The organism is Streptomyces phaeofaciens (genome assembly GCF_014648915.1).
Lineage (GTDB): Bacteria > Actinomycetota > Actinomycetes > Streptomycetales > Streptomycetaceae > Streptomyces > Streptomyces phaeofaciens.
Window position 1 is genome coordinate 504,546 of the sequence record NZ_BMSA01000003.1, and the last position, 16,493, is coordinate 521,038.

15 protein-coding genes are annotated in these 16,493 nt (G+C 68.4%); 9 read left to right on the forward strand and 6 right to left on the reverse strand.

Annotated features, from left to right (window positions below; all coding sequences use genetic code 11):
* The first annotated feature begins 13 nt into the window (after positions 1 to 13).
* The gene (locus IE275_RS09130; RefSeq protein ID WP_189709569.1) at positions 14 to 1,027 is read left to right on the forward strand and encodes a hypothetical protein; all 1,014 of its coding nucleotides are present in this window, start codon (positions 14 to 16) and stop codon (positions 1,025 to 1,027) included.
* 46 nt (positions 1,028 to 1,073) lie between these two features.
* Here IE275_RS09130 and IE275_RS09135 read toward each other — a convergent pair whose 3' ends face one another.
* On the reverse strand, positions 1,074 to 2,513 hold the full coding sequence (locus IE275_RS09135) for an HNH endonuclease (RefSeq protein ID WP_189709571.1): 1,440 nt from the start codon (positions 2,511 to 2,513) through the stop codon (positions 1,074 to 1,076).
* Positions 2,514 to 2,745: 232 nt separating this feature from the next.
* On the opposite strand from IE275_RS09135, the gene IE275_RS09140 reads away from it, so the two are divergent.
* On the forward strand, positions 2,746 to 5,826 hold the full coding sequence (locus IE275_RS09140) for a DEAD/DEAH box helicase (protein ID WP_189709869.1): 3,081 nt from the start codon (positions 2,746 to 2,748) through the stop codon (positions 5,824 to 5,826).
* On the opposite strand, the gene IE275_RS09145 is transcribed toward IE275_RS09140, so the two are convergent.
* Entirely contained in the window at positions 5,813 to 6,388 is a 576-nt protein-coding gene (locus tag IE275_RS09145; protein ID WP_189709573.1) for a GNAT family N-acetyltransferase, read from the reverse strand. The two genes, IE275_RS09140 and IE275_RS09145, sit on opposite strands and share 14 nt — an antisense overlap.
* On the reverse strand, positions 6,385 to 7,611 hold the full coding sequence (locus IE275_RS09150) for an NsdA family TPR-like regulatory protein (protein WP_189709575.1): 1,227 nt from the start codon (positions 7,609 to 7,611) through the stop codon (positions 6,385 to 6,387). Before IE275_RS09150 ends, IE275_RS09145 begins: the two co-directional genes overlap by 4 nt.
* 747 nt (positions 7,612 to 8,358) lie before the next feature.
* Here IE275_RS09150 and IE275_RS09155 point away from each other — a divergent pair.
* The 4 genes from IE275_RS09155 to IE275_RS09170 all read left to right on the forward strand — a co-directional run bounded on the left by IE275_RS09155 (position 8,359) and on the right by IE275_RS09170 (position 11,080).
* Positions 8,359 to 8,826: a UCP032817 domain-containing protein gene (locus IE275_RS09155; RefSeq protein ID WP_189709577.1), complete on the forward strand. Its 468-nt coding sequence runs from the start codon at positions 8,359 to 8,361 to the stop codon at positions 8,824 to 8,826.
* Positions 8,827 to 8,862: 36 nt separating this feature from the next.
* Positions 8,863 to 9,246, forward strand: coding sequence for a hypothetical protein (locus IE275_RS09160; protein ID WP_189709579.1), 384 nt, complete (start codon positions 8,863 to 8,865; stop codon positions 9,244 to 9,246).
* 92 nt (positions 9,247 to 9,338) lie between these two features.
* Positions 9,339 to 9,992, forward strand: a complete 654-nt coding sequence (locus IE275_RS09165; protein WP_189709871.1) for an RNA polymerase sigma factor — start codon at positions 9,339 to 9,341, stop codon at positions 9,990 to 9,992.
* The gene (locus IE275_RS09170) at positions 9,989 to 11,080 is read left to right on the forward strand and encodes a CU044_5270 family protein (RefSeq protein ID WP_189709581.1); all 1,092 of its coding nucleotides are present in this window, start codon (positions 9,989 to 9,991) and stop codon (positions 11,078 to 11,080) included. Before IE275_RS09165 ends, IE275_RS09170 begins: the two co-directional genes overlap by 4 nt.
* On the opposite strand, the gene IE275_RS09175 is transcribed toward IE275_RS09170, so the two are convergent.
* Entirely contained in the window at positions 11,077 to 11,628 is a 552-nt protein-coding gene (locus tag IE275_RS09175) for a hypothetical protein (RefSeq protein ID WP_189709582.1), read from the reverse strand. The genes IE275_RS09170 and IE275_RS09175 overlap by 4 nt on opposite strands.
* A 151-nt stretch (positions 11,629 to 11,779) precedes the next feature.
* Here IE275_RS09175 and IE275_RS09180 point away from each other — a divergent pair, with 151 nt between their 5' ends.
* Positions 11,780 to 12,082: a hypothetical protein gene (locus tag IE275_RS09180; protein WP_189709584.1), complete on the forward strand. Its 303-nt coding sequence runs from the start codon at positions 11,780 to 11,782 to the stop codon at positions 12,080 to 12,082.
* Between the two features lie 9 nt (positions 12,083 to 12,091).
* On the opposite strand, the gene IE275_RS09185 is transcribed toward IE275_RS09180, so the two are convergent.
* Positions 12,092 to 12,949: a hypothetical protein gene (locus IE275_RS09185; protein WP_189709586.1), complete on the reverse strand. Its 858-nt coding sequence runs from the start codon at positions 12,947 to 12,949 to the stop codon at positions 12,092 to 12,094.
* A 196-nt stretch (positions 12,950 to 13,145) separates the two neighbouring features.
* Here IE275_RS09185 and IE275_RS09190 point away from each other — a divergent pair, with 196 nt between their 5' ends.
* Positions 13,146 to 13,595, forward strand: a complete 450-nt coding sequence (locus tag IE275_RS09190) for a hypothetical protein (RefSeq protein ID WP_189709588.1) — start codon at positions 13,146 to 13,148, stop codon at positions 13,593 to 13,595.
* 52 nt (positions 13,596 to 13,647) lie between these two features.
* Here the strand turns inward: IE275_RS09190 and IE275_RS09195 are convergent, their stop codons facing one another.
* The gene (locus tag IE275_RS09195; RefSeq protein ID WP_189709590.1) at positions 13,648 to 14,958 is read right to left on the reverse strand and encodes a DUF445 domain-containing protein; all 1,311 of its coding nucleotides are present in this window, start codon (positions 14,956 to 14,958) and stop codon (positions 13,648 to 13,650) included.
* Between the two features lie 174 nt (positions 14,959 to 15,132).
* Here IE275_RS09195 and IE275_RS09200 point away from each other — a divergent pair, with 174 nt between their 5' ends.
* Positions 15,133 to 16,461: an SGNH/GDSL hydrolase family protein gene (locus IE275_RS09200; protein WP_189709592.1), complete on the forward strand. Its 1,329-nt coding sequence runs from the start codon at positions 15,133 to 15,135 to the stop codon at positions 16,459 to 16,461.
* Positions 16,462 to 16,493: the final 32 nt, after the last annotated feature.

The following is a 16,493-nucleotide window of genomic DNA, read 5'->3' on the forward strand; positions in this document are numbered from 1 at the left end:
TACGGTGTCGTGCATGCGCCCCGACACGCCTGCCGAAAACGTCGACCACACCGCCGAGGCGGCACGCCTGGAGCGGACCGCCGGCCTGTATCCCGAGGACGCGGAAGCCCTGCTGTTGCAGGCCGCGGCCCACCGGGAACTGGCCGGCGACCGCGCCGGCGCGACCGCGTTGTACGACAGCCTCCTGTCGTCCGTGGAGAGCCTGGACACCCCCCACCTGGTCCGCGCCCTGAAGGCCTCGAACCTCTGGGAGTACGGCCACGAGGCCGAGGCCCGCGCGATCATCGACGGCATCCGCGCGGCCGCCCCGCGCGATCCGGCCCCCTGGGTGATCGTCGCGGAGTCCCTGGAGTCCCACGACGAGCTGGAACAGGCGGAGAAGACGTTCACGGAGGGCACCCGGCTGCTCCTGACGGACGTCCCGGAGCCCCCCTACGCCACGCACCCGCTCCTCTTCGGCCGCCACCGCGTCCGGCGGATGCTGGGCGCGGCCCACGACGAGTGGGACGTACTGGCGGACGCCCTCCACGCCTCCCCGGTCTCCCTGGACGAACTCCACGACCCCAAGCGGGTGTGGTCCCTCGGCTCGGACAACCCGGCGGAACTGGAGGCGGAGATCTCCCGCCTGCGGGCGGAGCTCGGCACCTACCGCGAGGCCCTCTCCCGCCCCTTCCCGGTCGCGGTCCTGCACTGGCCGACGGGCGAGCTGACGGAACTGGTCGCCGCGTATCCCGCACTGGGCGCCGAGTACCCCTCCCACGAGGAGCACCTCTCGGTCATAGAGGCCTCCCTGCGCGAACTGTCCGCCTCCGGCACGGCGAACCTCGGCATCGTCACCGGCACGGTCCCGTCGTACGAGGCCTTCGCCGCCTCGGAGGGCGCGTCACCGGGAGACTCCGACCTGCTGCCCCAGTACGCGACGACACTGGCGGCCCGGGGGAGGGCGGTGGCTTGGCCGCCGCAGCGGGGGGTTGGTTGTTGGTGTGGGTCGGGTGGGGTTTATGAGGGGTGTCACGGGGCGGAGTAAGAGTCCAGCCCCGACACGATCGGCTCGCTAGAAGGCGCATCCCGACTTACGCCCCGTCGCGGTGCGCCTTCAGTGCGTCTCCACGCTCCATAGCGCGATGAAGCTTGCGCGCTACGGCCAACAGGCTCTTCTGCAAGACCAGCCTGCCTTTCCCTCGCGTCTTGAGAGCATGGCAGTTCGGGCAAAGCGCGATCATGAATTCCGGAGTGTCTTGCCCAGTACGGGCAAGACCATTGACGTGATCGACTTCCAAGATGGGCTGGCCAGTGTCAGTGCGGTCGAGGGGATGCCCGAGGCAGGAAGGATTCTCACATCGACCGCCACTCCGAATGATCACCGCTTCCCGAGCAGCAGGTGAACGCATATACCGCTCCACGAGGGCTACGTTGGATCGTTTCGTGCGCTTGCCCTCCGTGCGACCCGCGGCAGCGGACAGCCGCCGGTACCGCTCGTTTGCAGAGAGCTGCCTCGACTCCGTCCCCGTTGCCACCTCGGCGGGGATGACATCCTGAGAGTCGTCATGGATGGTGTTGTCATCCTGAGCAAGCGCATCTATGACCTCAGACGGCCATGTCTCCGGCATCGGAGAGGGAACAGGGGCGAGTACCCACACGTACTCTCGGCGCTGCTTCTTGTCCTGCCCTCGCCCCCAGCGACGGCGGCACTGGACGACAACGGCCCACGTCTCGAAGGTCCAGTGCCCGTTGTACGGCTTGTGCCAATACCGCAGAGCCTTCTGCTGCTTCTGGTACTCCCGCATGGATTTATTTCCACCGGTCATGGCCTGGTCGCCAGATAGGCCATCGCCCGTGTAGGCGATCCATCCCGTCTCCGGGATGTGATGGTCTGCATACGGCCCCTTGTCGTCTGAGTACGCAGCGAGGATTCCATCTGCAATCGGAGTAATCCCCATCACACGGTTGCCGCCATAAACTTCGGCAATCGCAGTGCGGTTGACATAGGGCTCTCCGACGAGGGGATGCAGAGAAGCGCCGATCTGACCGAGCGCGAACCCCTGCAACCCGACGGAATCCACCACGGCCGCGGCCGTACCCGCGAAGAAGCGCACCAACAAGGTGTTGATGGCCTGTGCCGCCAACTCAGGGTCGTCTACCAGTTGGTCGTAATCCTGCTCCGGCAGCCCGGCAAGCGGGTCTACCTGCTCGAGGGTGGAAAACGTCGGTCGCCTCCCGTCACTCGTCAAAGGAAGCTGAGCAGATTCGGCAACCTCCCACAGCCCGTCCCGCTCGAGGGCCCAGAACGGGTACACCGCGTCCCGTTCGCCACGCCGCGCCCCGTCGAACTGCGTGAGCAGTGGTCCTAGCTCGCCCTTCACGACCGACCAGGGCTGTTGACGGGGGCGCCCGTGGACGGCTTGAGCGATGGCCCACAGAAGGAGGAGCGGACGATGCAGCGGCTGACCCGTCGGTCGCATGGCCGGGCGCAGCTTCCCTATCCGCTCCATCAAGTCCTGCACGTCAGCCACTTCGCCACTCCAGTCCCGAGTACTAGTAGGACTATCTGACCAGATGGCACTGACAATGCCGTCGACCGGACCTCGGCACCGGGCTGAGCTGAGGCATCGGGAAGCCCTCGGTCAGCGGTGACTGTTAGAACTGGTCGCGGCGCAACGAGCGATCGAGGGGGCCAGCGTGGTTCAGCCAGGGGATCTGTCACAGCCTGTCGCGGGTGTGTACGAGGAGCTCATCACCGAAGGGATGCAGGCGCAGATCGACCAGCTGAACTCGGCCGGCTGGAAGCCGATTCACACAGAAGTCAGCGCCGAGTCCTCGCCGCATGTGCTGGCGCGATACATCGGGGAGGCCGTTGGGCATCGGTTGGCTCAGTTGCCCCATGACAAGCGGGTTGCCGCAGCCAACCAGCTCATGGAGTCCCTGATCAACACCGTGCCGGATGCGGATGCAGACGGAACGATGACCACCCTCGTCGACGGTCCGCGGCAGCTCTTGGCTCTGGCTGAGCACGAAGCCCCTGGCGTCTACGCCATCAGGCCCTTGACTCCACTCTCAGAGACAGCACTCATCACCAACGCGCCGGATGACCCAAGTTTGGGCGCGGAACTGCGAGCGGAGCTCGCCACCGCTGACCGCATCGACCTGCTCTGCGCGTTCGTCAAGTGGTACGGGATAAGGGTTCTTGAGAATGCGCTCCGTGCAGCCAAGGAACGTGGTGTGCGCATCCGGGTTATCACCACCACATACATCGGCGCCACAGACCGCCGCGCCCTGGACCGGCTGGTGCGCGAATTCGGCGCCGAGGTGAAGGTCAACTACGAGATCCGGTCGACGCGTCTGCATGCCAAGGCCTGGCTGTTCCGCCGTAACACCGGCTTCGATACGGCGTACGTGGGCAGCTCCAACCTGTCGAAGGCTGCGCTACTCGACGGTCTGGAGTGGAACGTACGGCTGTCCTCTGTAGCCACCCCTCGAGTGATCGACAAGTTCGAGGCGACATTCGATGCCTACTGGGCCGACACGGCGTTCGAGTCGTATGACCCTGACCGTGATGGCGAGCGACTGGCTGAAGCTCTTGCCCGAGCTAGCGGCTCCAGCACGACGGACGAGCTCAAGATCAGTCTCTCTGGCCTGGAGGTGCATCCCCTCCCACACCAGAAGGACATGCTGGAGCGCCTCCGAGTCGAGCGTGAGATTCGCAGCCGCCACCAGAACCTTCTCGTCGCAGCGACTGGTACAGGCAAGACCGTCATGGCCGCCCTCGACTACCGGGCCATGCGCGACGAGCGCCGCGGTGAGCTCCCTCGTCTACTCTTCGTCGCTCATCGCAGAGAGATCCTGAAGCAGTCGCTGCGCACCTATCGAGAGGTGCTCGACAACGCCTCCTTCGGTGAGCTCCTACACAGCGGCCAAGAACCCCACGACTGGACGCACGTCTTCGCCAGTGTTCAGTCGCTCACGCTTCAGCGGCTGGAGGAGCGCGATCCCGGGCACTTCGATGTCATCGTCATCGACGAGTTCCACCACGCCACGGCTGAGACGTACAGACGCGTCATCGAGCACTTCAAGCCGGCTCAGTTGCTTGGGCTCACCGCGACGCCCGAGCGGATGGATGGGCGCAATGTGCAGGATGAGTTCTTTCGCGGTCGTATCGCTGCCGAGCTGCGACTCTGGGAAGCCCTGGAGAACGATCTGCTGTGTCCGTTCCACTACTTTGGGCTTCCGGACGGCACAGATCTGACGCGCCTCAACTGGCGTTCCGGCACCTACGACCGAGGGCAACTCGGGCATCTCTACACAGGTGACGAGGCTCGGGCACGCATTGTCATCAAGCAGATCGAGGACAAAATCTCCGACCCCGCAGCGATGCGAGCTCTCGGCTTCTGCGTGAGCAAGGCACACGCACGCTTCATGGCGAAGTGCTTCCAGCGGGCGGGCTTGCAAGCAGCGGCTCTCGACAGTGACTCCAGGCCCGAGGTCCGGGAGCAGACACTCGCCGATCTGAAGGCCGGCCGCCTTCAGGTGATCTTCTCCGTTGATCTGTTCAACGAGGGGCTGGACATCCCCGATGTCGATACCCTGCTGCTTCTGCGCCCCACCAATAGTGCGACCGTCTTTCTCCAGCAACTCGGGCGCGGACTACGCCGTACACCGAACAAGCCAGTGCTGACGGTGCTCGACTTCATCGGACAGCATCGGGCGGAGTTCCGCTTTGAAGAGCAGTTCCGGGCGCTGACCAACCTCTCGCGCAACCGACTCGTCGACAGCATCGAGCACGACTTCCCTCAGCTGCCCTCGGGCTGCCAGATCATCCTGGAGGGCAAGTCCAAGGACCTCGTTCTCGACAACATCCGCACCCAACTCAAAGCCACTATCACCACACTCGCGAAGGAAGCCAAGGTCTACAGCACGCCACGACTGGCGGACTACCTTCGCGAGAGTCGACGCGATATTCAGGAGCTGTACAAGAGCGACAACTCGTGGACCAAGGTCCTCCGCAAAGCCGGACTCCTCCAGGACGACGCACCGGCAGGCGAAGCAGAACTCCTCAAGCGCGTCCACGCCTTCTTGCACGTCGACGACCCGGATCGTATCCACGCGTACCTGCGCCTGCTCGCCGATGACGCTCCCGGCTACGACTCGCTGTCCGTCGAGGACCAGGCGTACGCCCGCATGCTCTTCTTCAACCTCTGGGACAACGCTGGCGGTTTCACCAGCTACCGGGAGGGCCTTGCATCACTGCGTGTGCAGCCAGTGTTCCGCGACGAACTCCAGCAGGTCCTGTCGTACGCCCTTGAGAAGGCCGACCACTTCCCGCTCCCGTTGGAGGGGGACCTCACCCAAGTCCCCTTGAAGATCCACAGCTCCTACAACCGGTCGGAGATCCTCTCGGCTTTGGGAGTGGCCCAGCTGGGTGGCCAGATGCCGCGGGACTTTGGGCAGGGGGTGCGCTGGGTGGAGGAGCTCAGGACGGACGCTCTCCTCATCACCCTGGAGAAGGACGAGCGGGACTTCTCCCCTACGGTCCGCTACAAGGACTATGCGCTCAGCCCGACCCGCTTCCACTGGGAGTCCCAGAGCACCACCCCGGAAAACTCCGCTACTGGCCTGCGCTACCAGCGCCACGCCCTACAAGGCAGCCACGTTCTCCTGTTCCTTCGCCGCTACAAGCGCAACAGCATCGGCAAGGCCGAACCGTGGATGCTTCTGGGACCGGCAACCTACGCGGAGCACACCGGCAGCAAGCCCATGGCGATCACCTGGGATCTCCATCATGAGCTTCCTGTCGATGTGAACTCGTACGCCGCAATCAAGAGTGGATGAGGTTCTCCCCTCCTCCAGTCGTGAGGGAAAGCACCAAGGCGCATAGCTGCGGCGCCCCCTCGAACGGCCTTGCCTCACCGACCGCCGCGTACCCCCAACTCTCATACAGGGCCAGCACCTTCACATGCTCCTTGTGCACGAGCAACGTCGCCCTCTGCTCTGTACGTGAGGCAAGGAGGTCGTCGTGGATCCGCCGGGCAGCACCCGTCCTGCGCCATGGTGCGCGCACCATGAGTTCGGAGAGGGCGAACGTGCGGGCCCCCGTCTCAGTAGTGAAGTCCTCAGGCGGAGACGGAGTGACCTTGCTCCACCATGTTGTGACCGGAGTAAGCGGTGCACCGTAGGCATAGCCGACGGGCAACTCACGGTCGTAGGCGACGACGCAAGCGAACTCCCGATTCGCTGCCCAGTGATCGACAAATCTGGCAAAGTCATCGCGCCCGGCAAGTGGGTCATCGCTGCCTTCGTACACCTCATCGTGAATGTCCAAGAGGAGTCCACGAATTGAGGCAGCATTCTCATGCCCGTAGTGGCGCAGATCAAGTTCGGCGTGTGTGGTCACGCATGTCCTTCCTGCATCCGGCTGGCTGTGACGACCTGTTCGAGGCGCGCTGTGATCCGACTACTAGTAACGACGTCTGCATGAATACTTGAGGCGGTGGCCAGCGCCATTTCATAATGCCTCTGCATAAGCTGGAGTTCGGCGAGCAGTACGGTGTAGTAAGCGCGGTTTCGCGCGAAGCGCTCATCGAGTAGGCCAAGGGCAGACACGGCATGCCCCTCTGCTTGTCTGTACTGACCGGCGCTGTGGTGGGCGATGGCGGCCAGGCCGGCCAGCTCGGCATGCGTGAGAAACCCTAGCCAACTGGGGGCGCCGGCGACCTCCGCACGGTCATAGGTCCGTTCAGCCGCAGCCAGATGGCGGCCCATGCCGAGGGGGTCACCGGTCTGGGCGAGGCAATCCGCGAGTCTGGAGTGCAGAAGAGACGAGAGCAGTGGCTGGTTTCGCAGGTGTCGTTCGGAGAGTGCGGAGCGATTGATCCGAGCTGCCTCGGCGGGACGTCCTGCGTGTTCCGCCTGCGCGGCGAGATCAGACCAGGCTCTGGTGACGTAGACCGGATCACGAGCCAGGAGGGCGGCCTGAAGCGCCTCACTCCGGAGCTGAGCCGCCCGCTCGTACTGGCCGCAATCGTGGGCTGACCAGCCTGCACACGCTGCGATCTCGGCCGTGGCCCGATAGAGCGCTCGTTCAACGCGTTCTCCGTACGTACATTGGTCCAGGGCCCGCTGGAGACGCAACAGGTAGTCAGTTGCAACGTCGACCAAGGCACCGCCACCGAGCCCGTTGAAGTGTGCGTCAAGCCGAGCGATCGTGCCCTGAATCCGGTTGATGTCGCTGGCACCAAGACGACCGTAGCCCGGTGTCTGGTCGATGCCCAGCGCAGTGACAAGCGCTCCAGCGATGAAGGTACGTCGCTGTAGGGGGTTCGGCATCTTGGGCCATACCGATCGCACTGGCGCGCGAAGTGGCTTCGACGACTTGCGCTGCACGAAGCCCATTGCTTCAGGACTTGTACCGAAGATCTCCTGGAGGGGGAGAAGGTACTGGGCCCACGGCCGCTGAACGTCGCCTGCGATCCACCGACGTACATGGCGGTCCGTACAGTTTGCGGGCTTGTCGAACAGTCGCTGAGCAGTCCTGTTCACCTCGTCAGCAAGCTGCTCGTGAGTGAATCCGAACTCCGCTAACAGCGCTTCAAAAGAGGTGTTCCGCCGACTGTTCACGTCAGCCCCCTCATTCCTTCTCCCTCGACGGTAGTCCTACCGGTCCGCGCCACCGGATGAAACTGTCCGGTCAGCTGGATGCAACGTCCCAAGATCTGTCCTGATGATCGACAGGGCGCTTCCGGTTTCCTCGTGTACGTGAACGGCGCACTACACAAGGGAGCAACGGTGCTGACGCCAGCAGACAAATACAGGCTGATCTCTGAGTGGCTCGCGCGGGCACACCCGGTTCCGCAGCAGGCCCACACCGAGTGGTCACGGCAAGGCGTGGCGCTACTCCCACTCGGCGAGCGATTCGCGGCGGTGCGGTTGACGGGTGAGCTCGTCCACGCTGCCATCGGCTGCACAGAGCCCAGCGCGGTGGCCGTAGCCCTACAGGAACGGCTTCCGGGACCCATCATCCACGACCACCGCAGAACCGGACCCACCTACTACGCACTCATCCCATGGCACGCCGGCCTGGTCTGGGATTACGGCGAGAGGGCACCTTGCCTGCTGGGCGAGACCTACCTCGGCGTTCCCCGTCTCGACCGTCGAGAGCCACCAGGCACCTATTGGGTACTTCGCCCACGCTACGACGGCCATCTGTGCCGCCCGCAGAGCGTGCGCGACCTTGTCGACGCCGGGTTCCGAGCACTTGTCCCAGACGACTCGGACTGACTGGCCCAGCCGACTCCACCGCGCTCGGGTCATCGCGACGCAGCTCACTACACACCACTCCCCTTTCTCCTCAAAGGAGTTCTTCCTATGACTGCTGCCAGCGTTGCCATCATCACGGCCACCGCCATCACCGCCACCGAATCCCGCACTGGCCGATCCCTCGTCACTGAGGCCGAGTTCGAGACCCTCGCTAGTTTCTGTGCCGACGAGTACGGGCTGGAGCGCTGTGTCGCTGAAGGGGTCGTCGATCAGGCGTTGGCGCTCGTCTATGTGATGGGCACCAGTGGGGAGGGCGCCCGGATGGCGCCATCGCAGCGGGTCGACCCCGGCTGGCACACGCTCATCCTGCACACCGGGTGGTACGCCGACTGGTGCGAGCGGAGTTTTGGGTACTTCCTGCACCACCAGCCGAACTCCAAGGTCCGTACCCGGGGGCTGATGGTCGACGTCGTGGGGCGGTTGCGGGCGGCGGGATTCGAGGTCGACGAACGGCTGTGGGGGACGGCCGCTGACTGCAATCCGCCCACCTGCTGCGGTGACGGCCCCTGCTGCTGATGCTCTCTCTCCCTCAGCAGAACGGACCCTATCCCCGTGTCCTTCACCGAGTTGAGCGCGACCGGTCGCGTGACCGTCTTTCCTCTCGACGGCCTCACCGTCGCCTACACCACCCGGTCCGGCGATGCACGTGGCCTCGGTGAGATCGGGCTCGTTGCCGTGGTGGACGATCAGGCTGACGGCGACGCGTTGTGGCGGCTCGCTCAGCAGCTCGGTGGCCGGGGCCACGGGCAGGACCAGGCCCGCTGGATCCTCACACAGGCGAGTCGAGCCCGTATGGTCGCCTCGTTCACCGACCTGGTGGAAGCCAAGTGGACGGCGTACATCCGCAGGCGCTTCGCTCTCGACGCGCTGTTCGCCAATCACGAGATCCTCATGACCGGTCGGATGGATCTGCCGGTGACACCCGCTCCGCTGTGAGCCACGCCACCGGAACCCCTCCCGGGCCACGGAGAGGTACATGCGTGAGTTCCAACAGCGACGGTGAGATGGACGACGACGGTGACGGGCGGCTGCGGGCGCGGGTTCGGGGTGGGGAGCGGGAGGCGTTCGGGGAGTTGTACGAGCGGTATGCCTCGGCCGTGTATCACCATGCCCTGCGGCTGACGGGGAACTGGTCGGCGGCCGAGGAGGTCATGTCGGAGACGTTCCTGGCGGCCTGGCGGGGGCGTAGGGACGTGGAGGCGGACGGGGGGTCGTTGCGGCCCTGGCTGTTCGGGATCGCCACCAACAAGGCGCGCAACGCCGAGCGGGGGCTTCGGCGGCGGCTCGCCTTTCTCGCGCGGCGGACCGAGGCCGCCACCCTGGGCGACTTCGCCGAGGAGCTCGCCGGGCGGGTCGACGACGCCCGGCGGCTCGCCGAGGTGCGGCGGGTGCTCGGGCGGCTGCGGCGGCACGAGCGGGAGGTGCTCGCCCTGTGCGTGTGGGGCGGGCTGGACTACGCCCAGGCCGCCGAGGCGCTCGGGGTGCCCGTGGGGACCGTACGGTCGCGGCTGTCGCGGGCGCGGAAGCGGCTGCGGGAGTTCGTCGAGCGGGAGGGATCCGTGGATACCTCGCAATCGCCGTCTACCTCGCTTACAGGATTTATGGAACTCCGCTCCCGTCGCGGAGAGGTGGAGAGTGAGGCCGCATTCGTGGCCCTGCCCCTTCAGGAGGAGACCCGATGAACGCCACTCCGGCCGGATCCGAGCAGGAGGAGCGCGCGGAACTGGCGCGGCTGTTGCCCGCCGGTCCCGTCGAGCGGGGGCTGCCTCCTGGGCTTCACTCCCATCACAAGGACGTACTGATGCAGCTCATCGATCGCGAGGACGACGTCAGGAGCCCGGCCGGGGCCCGTCGCTTCTCCCGGCCCGTTCTGCTCGCCGCCTCCGTCGCCGTCGCGGTGGCCGCCACACTGACCGTGGGGCTCGCCTCCGGACGGCAGGAGCCGGGCGGCCACCCGGGGGCGACCGCGCCCGCCACCGCCGGCCGCGGTGCCGTCGTCACGCTCGACCGGATCGCCGCCGTCGCCCTGCGCGGCGACGTCCAGCCGGTGAAGGACGGCCAGTTCGTGTACGTACGCACCCGGATCGCCGAGAACGAGGCCGACTGGGGGCAGCCGCTGAAGCCCGGTGCCCTGCACGACCGGGAGACCTGGTTCTCGCAGGATCAGAAGCCGCTGATCGAGTACGGCATGACCCGCGAGAACGGGGACGACTTCCCGATCAGGATCCTGGTGCCGGAGGGCTCCGCCGGGGAGCCTGCCGGGATCGACCGGCCGACCTACACCTGGCTCGCCTCCCTGCCCACGGATCCCGGCGCGCTGCTGAAGCGGCTGTACGCGGAGACCCCCGTCGAGGGCGAGGAGGACCACGACCAGGCCGTGTTCGACCGGATCGGCGAACTCGTGCAGGAGCAGATCATGCCGTCCGCCACGGCCGCCGCGATCTACCGGGCCACCGCCCGGATCCCCGGCGTGACCGAGGTCGACGACGCGGTGGACGCCGCCGGGCGGCACGGCATCGCCATCGCCCGCGAGGACACGAAGATGGGCCTGCGCACCGAGTGGATCTTCGATCCGGACAGCCTCGAGTACCTCGGGGCGCGGACCGTGCTCAGCCGCGACTCCGCGATGGGCAAGGCCGGCACCGTCTTCGACACCCGCGCCGTGCTGGAGCGGGCCGTCGTGGACAGGAGGGGAGATGAGCCCAGCGGCAAGCCCAAGTCCGGGTCCGGCGACGGCTCCGGCTCCCGCGACGGCTCCGCGCAGAGCTAGCCCGCCCGCCTCGCCGCCGCCCGCACCTTCCGCGTCCGCCCGTGCTCGGCCAGCCAGGCGAGTACGGGGGCGGGGGTGTCCGGCCTCTCGGTGAGCCGCCGCTGGAGCCAGTCCGAGGCGGTGGACAGGATCGCCGGGTCCCCGGGGCGGGTGAGGAGGGTGTGGAGGAGGGTCCACTCCGCCAGGCGCTTCGTCAGGAACGCGTCCGTCCCGACCGCCTCCGCCATGCCGGCCCGCCACTGCTCCCAGTCCGCGTCGGGGGCGCCGTACAGGGTCGTCGCCCTGCGGTCCAGGTGGCGGACCACCGCCGAGCGGGCCATCGCGCGGTCCGGGTCGTCGGTGAGGATCCGGTGGGCCAGGCCCGCCTCCTCCCCCGGCTCCACCGCGCCGAGGGCACGAAGGTGCGCGGCGAACCGCACGTGCTCGTCCGGCTCGGGCGACGTCTCCGTCAGGAAGTCCGTCCGGAGGGTGGCCGGCCCAGGGTTCGGCTCGGCGGCCGGCCCAGGGTGCGGCTCGATGGGCAACTCAGGGTCCGGTTCGATGGGCAACTCGCTCGGTCCGTCCTGCGCGATGCGGCTACTTACGTCATGTCGTACGTCGACTGCGTCCCCGCCCAGACTCCCCTCTCCCCCGGTGCCGAGGCCGGCGAATTGGCCGCGTTAGCCTCGTAGCGACCGAAGGACCCAGGAGGAGGCAGGCATGGCCAAGGTTCCCAGCTCGGTGATCGCCGCGAGCGGGCTCGTCGGCGGGTACGGCGTGGCCCGGTGGACGAAGAAGCGGCAGCTCGGCGGGGCCGTGCTGGCCGTCGCGGGGGCCGCGGCCGCGCAGCAGTGGCGGCAGCGGGCGGGCGGGAAGGCGGCGGGGGCGCTGGGCGTCGCCTATGTCGCCGCGTTCGCCGGGTCGCATCCGCTGGCCAAGAAGGTGGGCGCCTGGCCGGCCGTCTTCGGGGTGGCGGGCGCCGTCGCGCTGGCCTCCTGGGCGGTGGCCGACCGGCAGAGCTGACGCCACGCGCTACGCCGCGTACGGCGGGTACGGCGGCTGCGGCCGGTGGACGGGGTGCGGGGACGCCGCGCGCCCCAGCGCCGACCGCACCGTCACCCCGTGCCGCCGCTTCAGCCGTCGTATCTCCCACACCGACAGGGCCGTCACCGACAGCGGGCCGCCCAGCAGGAAGCTGTAGAGGACGAGCGGCGGGGCGGCCACGTCCGGGTCGTCGAACATGCTCAGGGCGAACAGGGACCAGACCAGCAGCGGGGACAGCAGCGGCGGCAGCAGTTCGTGGACGTCTCCCACGCGGAAGCTGGAATTGACGCCGTAGACGATGAGCAGCAGCGTCAGGGGCACCGCGAGGAGGAGGCCGAGGAAGCAGGCCAGGCCGCCGAGGATGAACAGCAGCATCACCAGCAGGCCGACGAGGATGCCGTGGTAGCCGAAGTCGGCGGTGGAGATGATGTCGCCCTTGAGGCAGGCCACCATGAACCAGCACGCCCCGAAGCTCGCCAGGATCGCGCCGATGGTGAGCAGCGGGCCGGTCAGGCGGCGCGCGTAGACGCCGGTGAGTGGTGAGCGGGCCGCGCAGATGAAGGCCGTCACCGCGAGGAACGCGGTGCTGAACATGATCGCGCACGCGAAGAGCAGGTCCTCCAGCTTGCCCATGACGAACTGCTCGCGGCCCTCGGTGATCGGGTAAGCCATCACCAGCCAGACCGTCGCCACCAGTCCGACGGCCGTGCGGGCCCACTGGAGCCCCTGGACGACCGGGTCCTCGATACGGTCGGTGCGCGACGGCGCGGCCAGGCGGGTCGCGAGGGCGTGCGGGTTGGGCAGGGATCGGATGTGCGCGGACGTGGTCCGGCCCGTGGTGTTCACGCGTGCGTCTCCCCCGAGTACGTGACGGTGGTTCACGTGTTCGCACGTGCCACGGCGGGACACCTTATCCGATCTTCATCTCGTCGGCGATCTTGCTCCCCGGCACCCCTCGGAGGGGCCGTTCTGGCGAGAATCCGTTGACCCCTGGCACTCCTGCCACTTCTCCAAGATCCCCGAGCCGCCTAGCGTCGGGCCCGTGACCAAACTGCTCCTCGCCCTCCATGTCCTCGCCGCGATCGTCGCGGTCGGTCCCGTCACCGTCGCCGCCAGCATGTTCCCGCCCGCCGCGCGCCGGGCCCTGGCCGCCCCCGACGACGAGGGGGCGCGGGGGACCGTACAGCTGCTGCACCGCATCTGCCGGGTGTACGCCGGTGTCGGCATCGCCGTGCCCGTGCTCGGGTTCGCCACGGCGGGCGCGATGGGGGTGATGGGCGACACCTGGCTGATCGCGTCGACCGTGCTGACCGTCCTGGCCGCGGGTGTGCTCCTCGTGCTGGTGCTGCCCCGGCAGGAGGTGTTCGTCGAGGGTGGCGGAAACCGTGAGGTGACCGTGCGGCTCGCCATGTTCACCGGCATGTTCAACCTGCTGTGGGCGACGGTGACCGTGCTGATGATCGTGCGGCCGGGGTCCACGACGGGGGCGTAGACATCCGGCGACGGACTCTCCACCGGCCTCGTCGCCCGGACGCCCCGGAGGGTCACGCCCCCAGCGCCCGCGCCACCGTGTAGATCAGCAGCCCCGCGAGGGAGCCCACCACCGTGCCGTTGATCCGGATGAACTGGAGGTCGCGGCCGATGTTGGCCTCGATCTTGCGGGTCGTGTGCTCCGGGTCCCAGCTCGCCACCGTGTCGGTGATCAGGGAGGTGATCTCCTTCCGGTACGTCGTCACGACGTGCACGGCCGCGCCCTCGACCCAGCGGTCGACCTTCTCCTGCACCTTGGGCTCGGTCGCCATCCGGGCGCCCAGGGTGAGCAGCGAGGCCCGCACCCGCAGCCGCAGCTCGCTGCGCTCGTCCTCCGCCGCGGCGACGATCATGGAGCGGACGGCGGTCCAGGCGGAGGCGATCAGATCCTGCACCTCGCCCCGGCCCAGCACCTCGCCCTTGAGCCGCTCCACGCGCGCGCGGGTCTCGGTGTCGGACTGGAGGTCGGAGGCGAAGTCGGTGAGGAAGCGGTCCAGGGCGCCGCGGGCCGGATGGGAGCGCATGTCCCGCATCTCCGCGCAGAACCGCAGCAGCTCCTTGTAGACGCGCTCGCCGATCCGCTTGTCGACGAACCGCGGTGTCCAGCCGGGCGCGCCGCCCTCCACCGCGTCCATCACGGAGTCGCCGTGCAGCACCAGCCAGTCGTACGCCCGGGACACCACCAGGTCCACGGCCCGGCGGTGGCCGCCGTCGGCGACGATCTTCTCCAGCATCTTGCCCATGCCGGGCGCGATCTCCTGGGCGTCCGCCCGGCGGGTGATGGCCTCGCCGACCACCGCCTGGACGTCCGAGTCGCGCAGCACGGCCAGGGCGCCGCGCAGGGCCGTCGCCAGCTCGGCCGTCACCCGGTCGGCGTGCTCCGGCTCGGCCAGCCAGCCGCCCAGCCGGCCGCCGATACCGACCGAGCGCAGCCGCTGCCGTACGACGTCCTCGGAGAGGAAGTTCTCGCCGACGAACTCGCCGAGCGAGACACCCAGCTGGTCCTTCTTGTTCGGGATGATCGCCGTGTGCGGGATGGGCAGGCCGAGCGGGTGACGGAACAGGGCCGTGACCGCGAACCAGTCGGCGAGCGCGCCGACCATGCCGGCCTCGGCGGCCGCCGCCACATAGCCCGCCCAGGGGCCCGCGCCGCGGTGGGCGGCCCATTCGGCGAGGATGTACACGAGGGCCACGAACAGCAGCAGCCCGGCCGCGGTCAGCTTCATCCGCCGCACCCCGCGCCGCTTCTCCTCGTCGGCCGCGCTGAAGACGGTCATCGTGCGTACCGCGCCCGTCACGGTCGGTTCCGCTTCCGTACGATCCATCAACTCCACCCGTCCCGATCCCCCGCGTCCCGCACGCGGACATTGTCCCTGCTTGACCGACTCCTGGAACGGAACAAGAGTTCCCGACGTCTGTCAGGCGGGGGAGCTCAACGGTGAACTCCTGCATGATCACGGAGCCTCGTCGCTCCCCTCACCGAGGAGAACCGCACCCGCATGACCAGGCACCGGGGTGGTTATGCCCTGCTGTCCGCGATCGTCGCCCTGATCGTGGCCCTGTCCGCGGCCATCTACGCCGGTGCCGCCGCCGACGCGGGGACGGCCGGCAGGGACACGCTCGCCGCGCCCTACGCGCCCCTCGACCCCGCCGAGCCCGCCTCCACCGGCGACTGGGTCGGCACCTGGGCCGCCGCCCCGACGGGCGGCGAACCCGGCACCGAGGCCCTCGGCACGGCCGGCCGCACCGTCCGCAACATCGTGCACACCAGCGTCGGCGGCGCCGGCGCCCGCGTCACGCTCTCCAACCTGTACGGCACCCACCCGCTGACCGTCACCCACGCCACGCTCGCCGTCGCGGCCGCCGACGACAGCCCCGCTGCGGCGGCCGGCACCCTGCGCCGGCTCACCTTCGGCGGCGCGACCACGGTCGTCGTCCCGCCCGGCGAGCAGGCCGTCAGCGACGCCGCCGCCGTCCCCCTCCCGGCCGACTCCGACGTCCTGGTCAGCGTCTACACGCCCACCTCGGCCGGTCCGGTCACCTACCACCCGCACGCCCGCCAGACCAGCTACGCCGCCGACGGCCAGTACACCGAGGACGTCACGGGCACCCCGTACACCGGAACGAGCCCGTACTGGCGCTATGTGACCGCGCTGGACGTGCTCGGCGACGAGGCCGACGGCACCGTGGTCGCCCTCGGCGACTCCATCACCGACGGGATCTCCTCCGCCGAGGGCGCCAACCGCCGCTGGCCCGACGTCCTCGCCGACCGGCTGCGCACCGCCGACCGCGCCGGCGCGGACGTGCCCCGCTACGGCGTGGTCAACGAGGGCATCAGCGGCAACCAGGTCCTCGCCGACGGCCGCGGCGGCGGGCCCAGCGGTCTGCGCCGCCTGGACCGGGACGTGCTCGGCCGCGCCGGCGTCAAGGTCGTCGTGATCGACCTCGGCGTCAACGACATACTGCGCAACCAGCGGCTCGCCGACCCCGACGCGGTCGTGGCGGGCCTGCGCACCCTGGTCGAGCGGGCCCACGCCCGCGGCATCAGGGTCGTCGGCACCACCCTCACCCCGTTCGGCGGCCACCGCGGCTACAGCGCCGCCCGCGAGGCCGTACGGCAGCGGATCAACGAGGCGATCCGGGACGGCGGGGTGTTCGACGCCGTCGTCGACTTCGACCGGACGCTCCGCGACCCGTACGACCCGCGCAGCCTGCGCCCGGAGTACGACTCGGGCGACCGTCTCCACCCCAGCGACCTGGGCTACCGCAAGCTGGCCGAGGCGATCGACCTGGAGAAGCTGAAGGGGTCGGTGCCGGCCACGCTGTGACCTCCGGGCGGCCGTCGGCGTCGGCCGTCGGC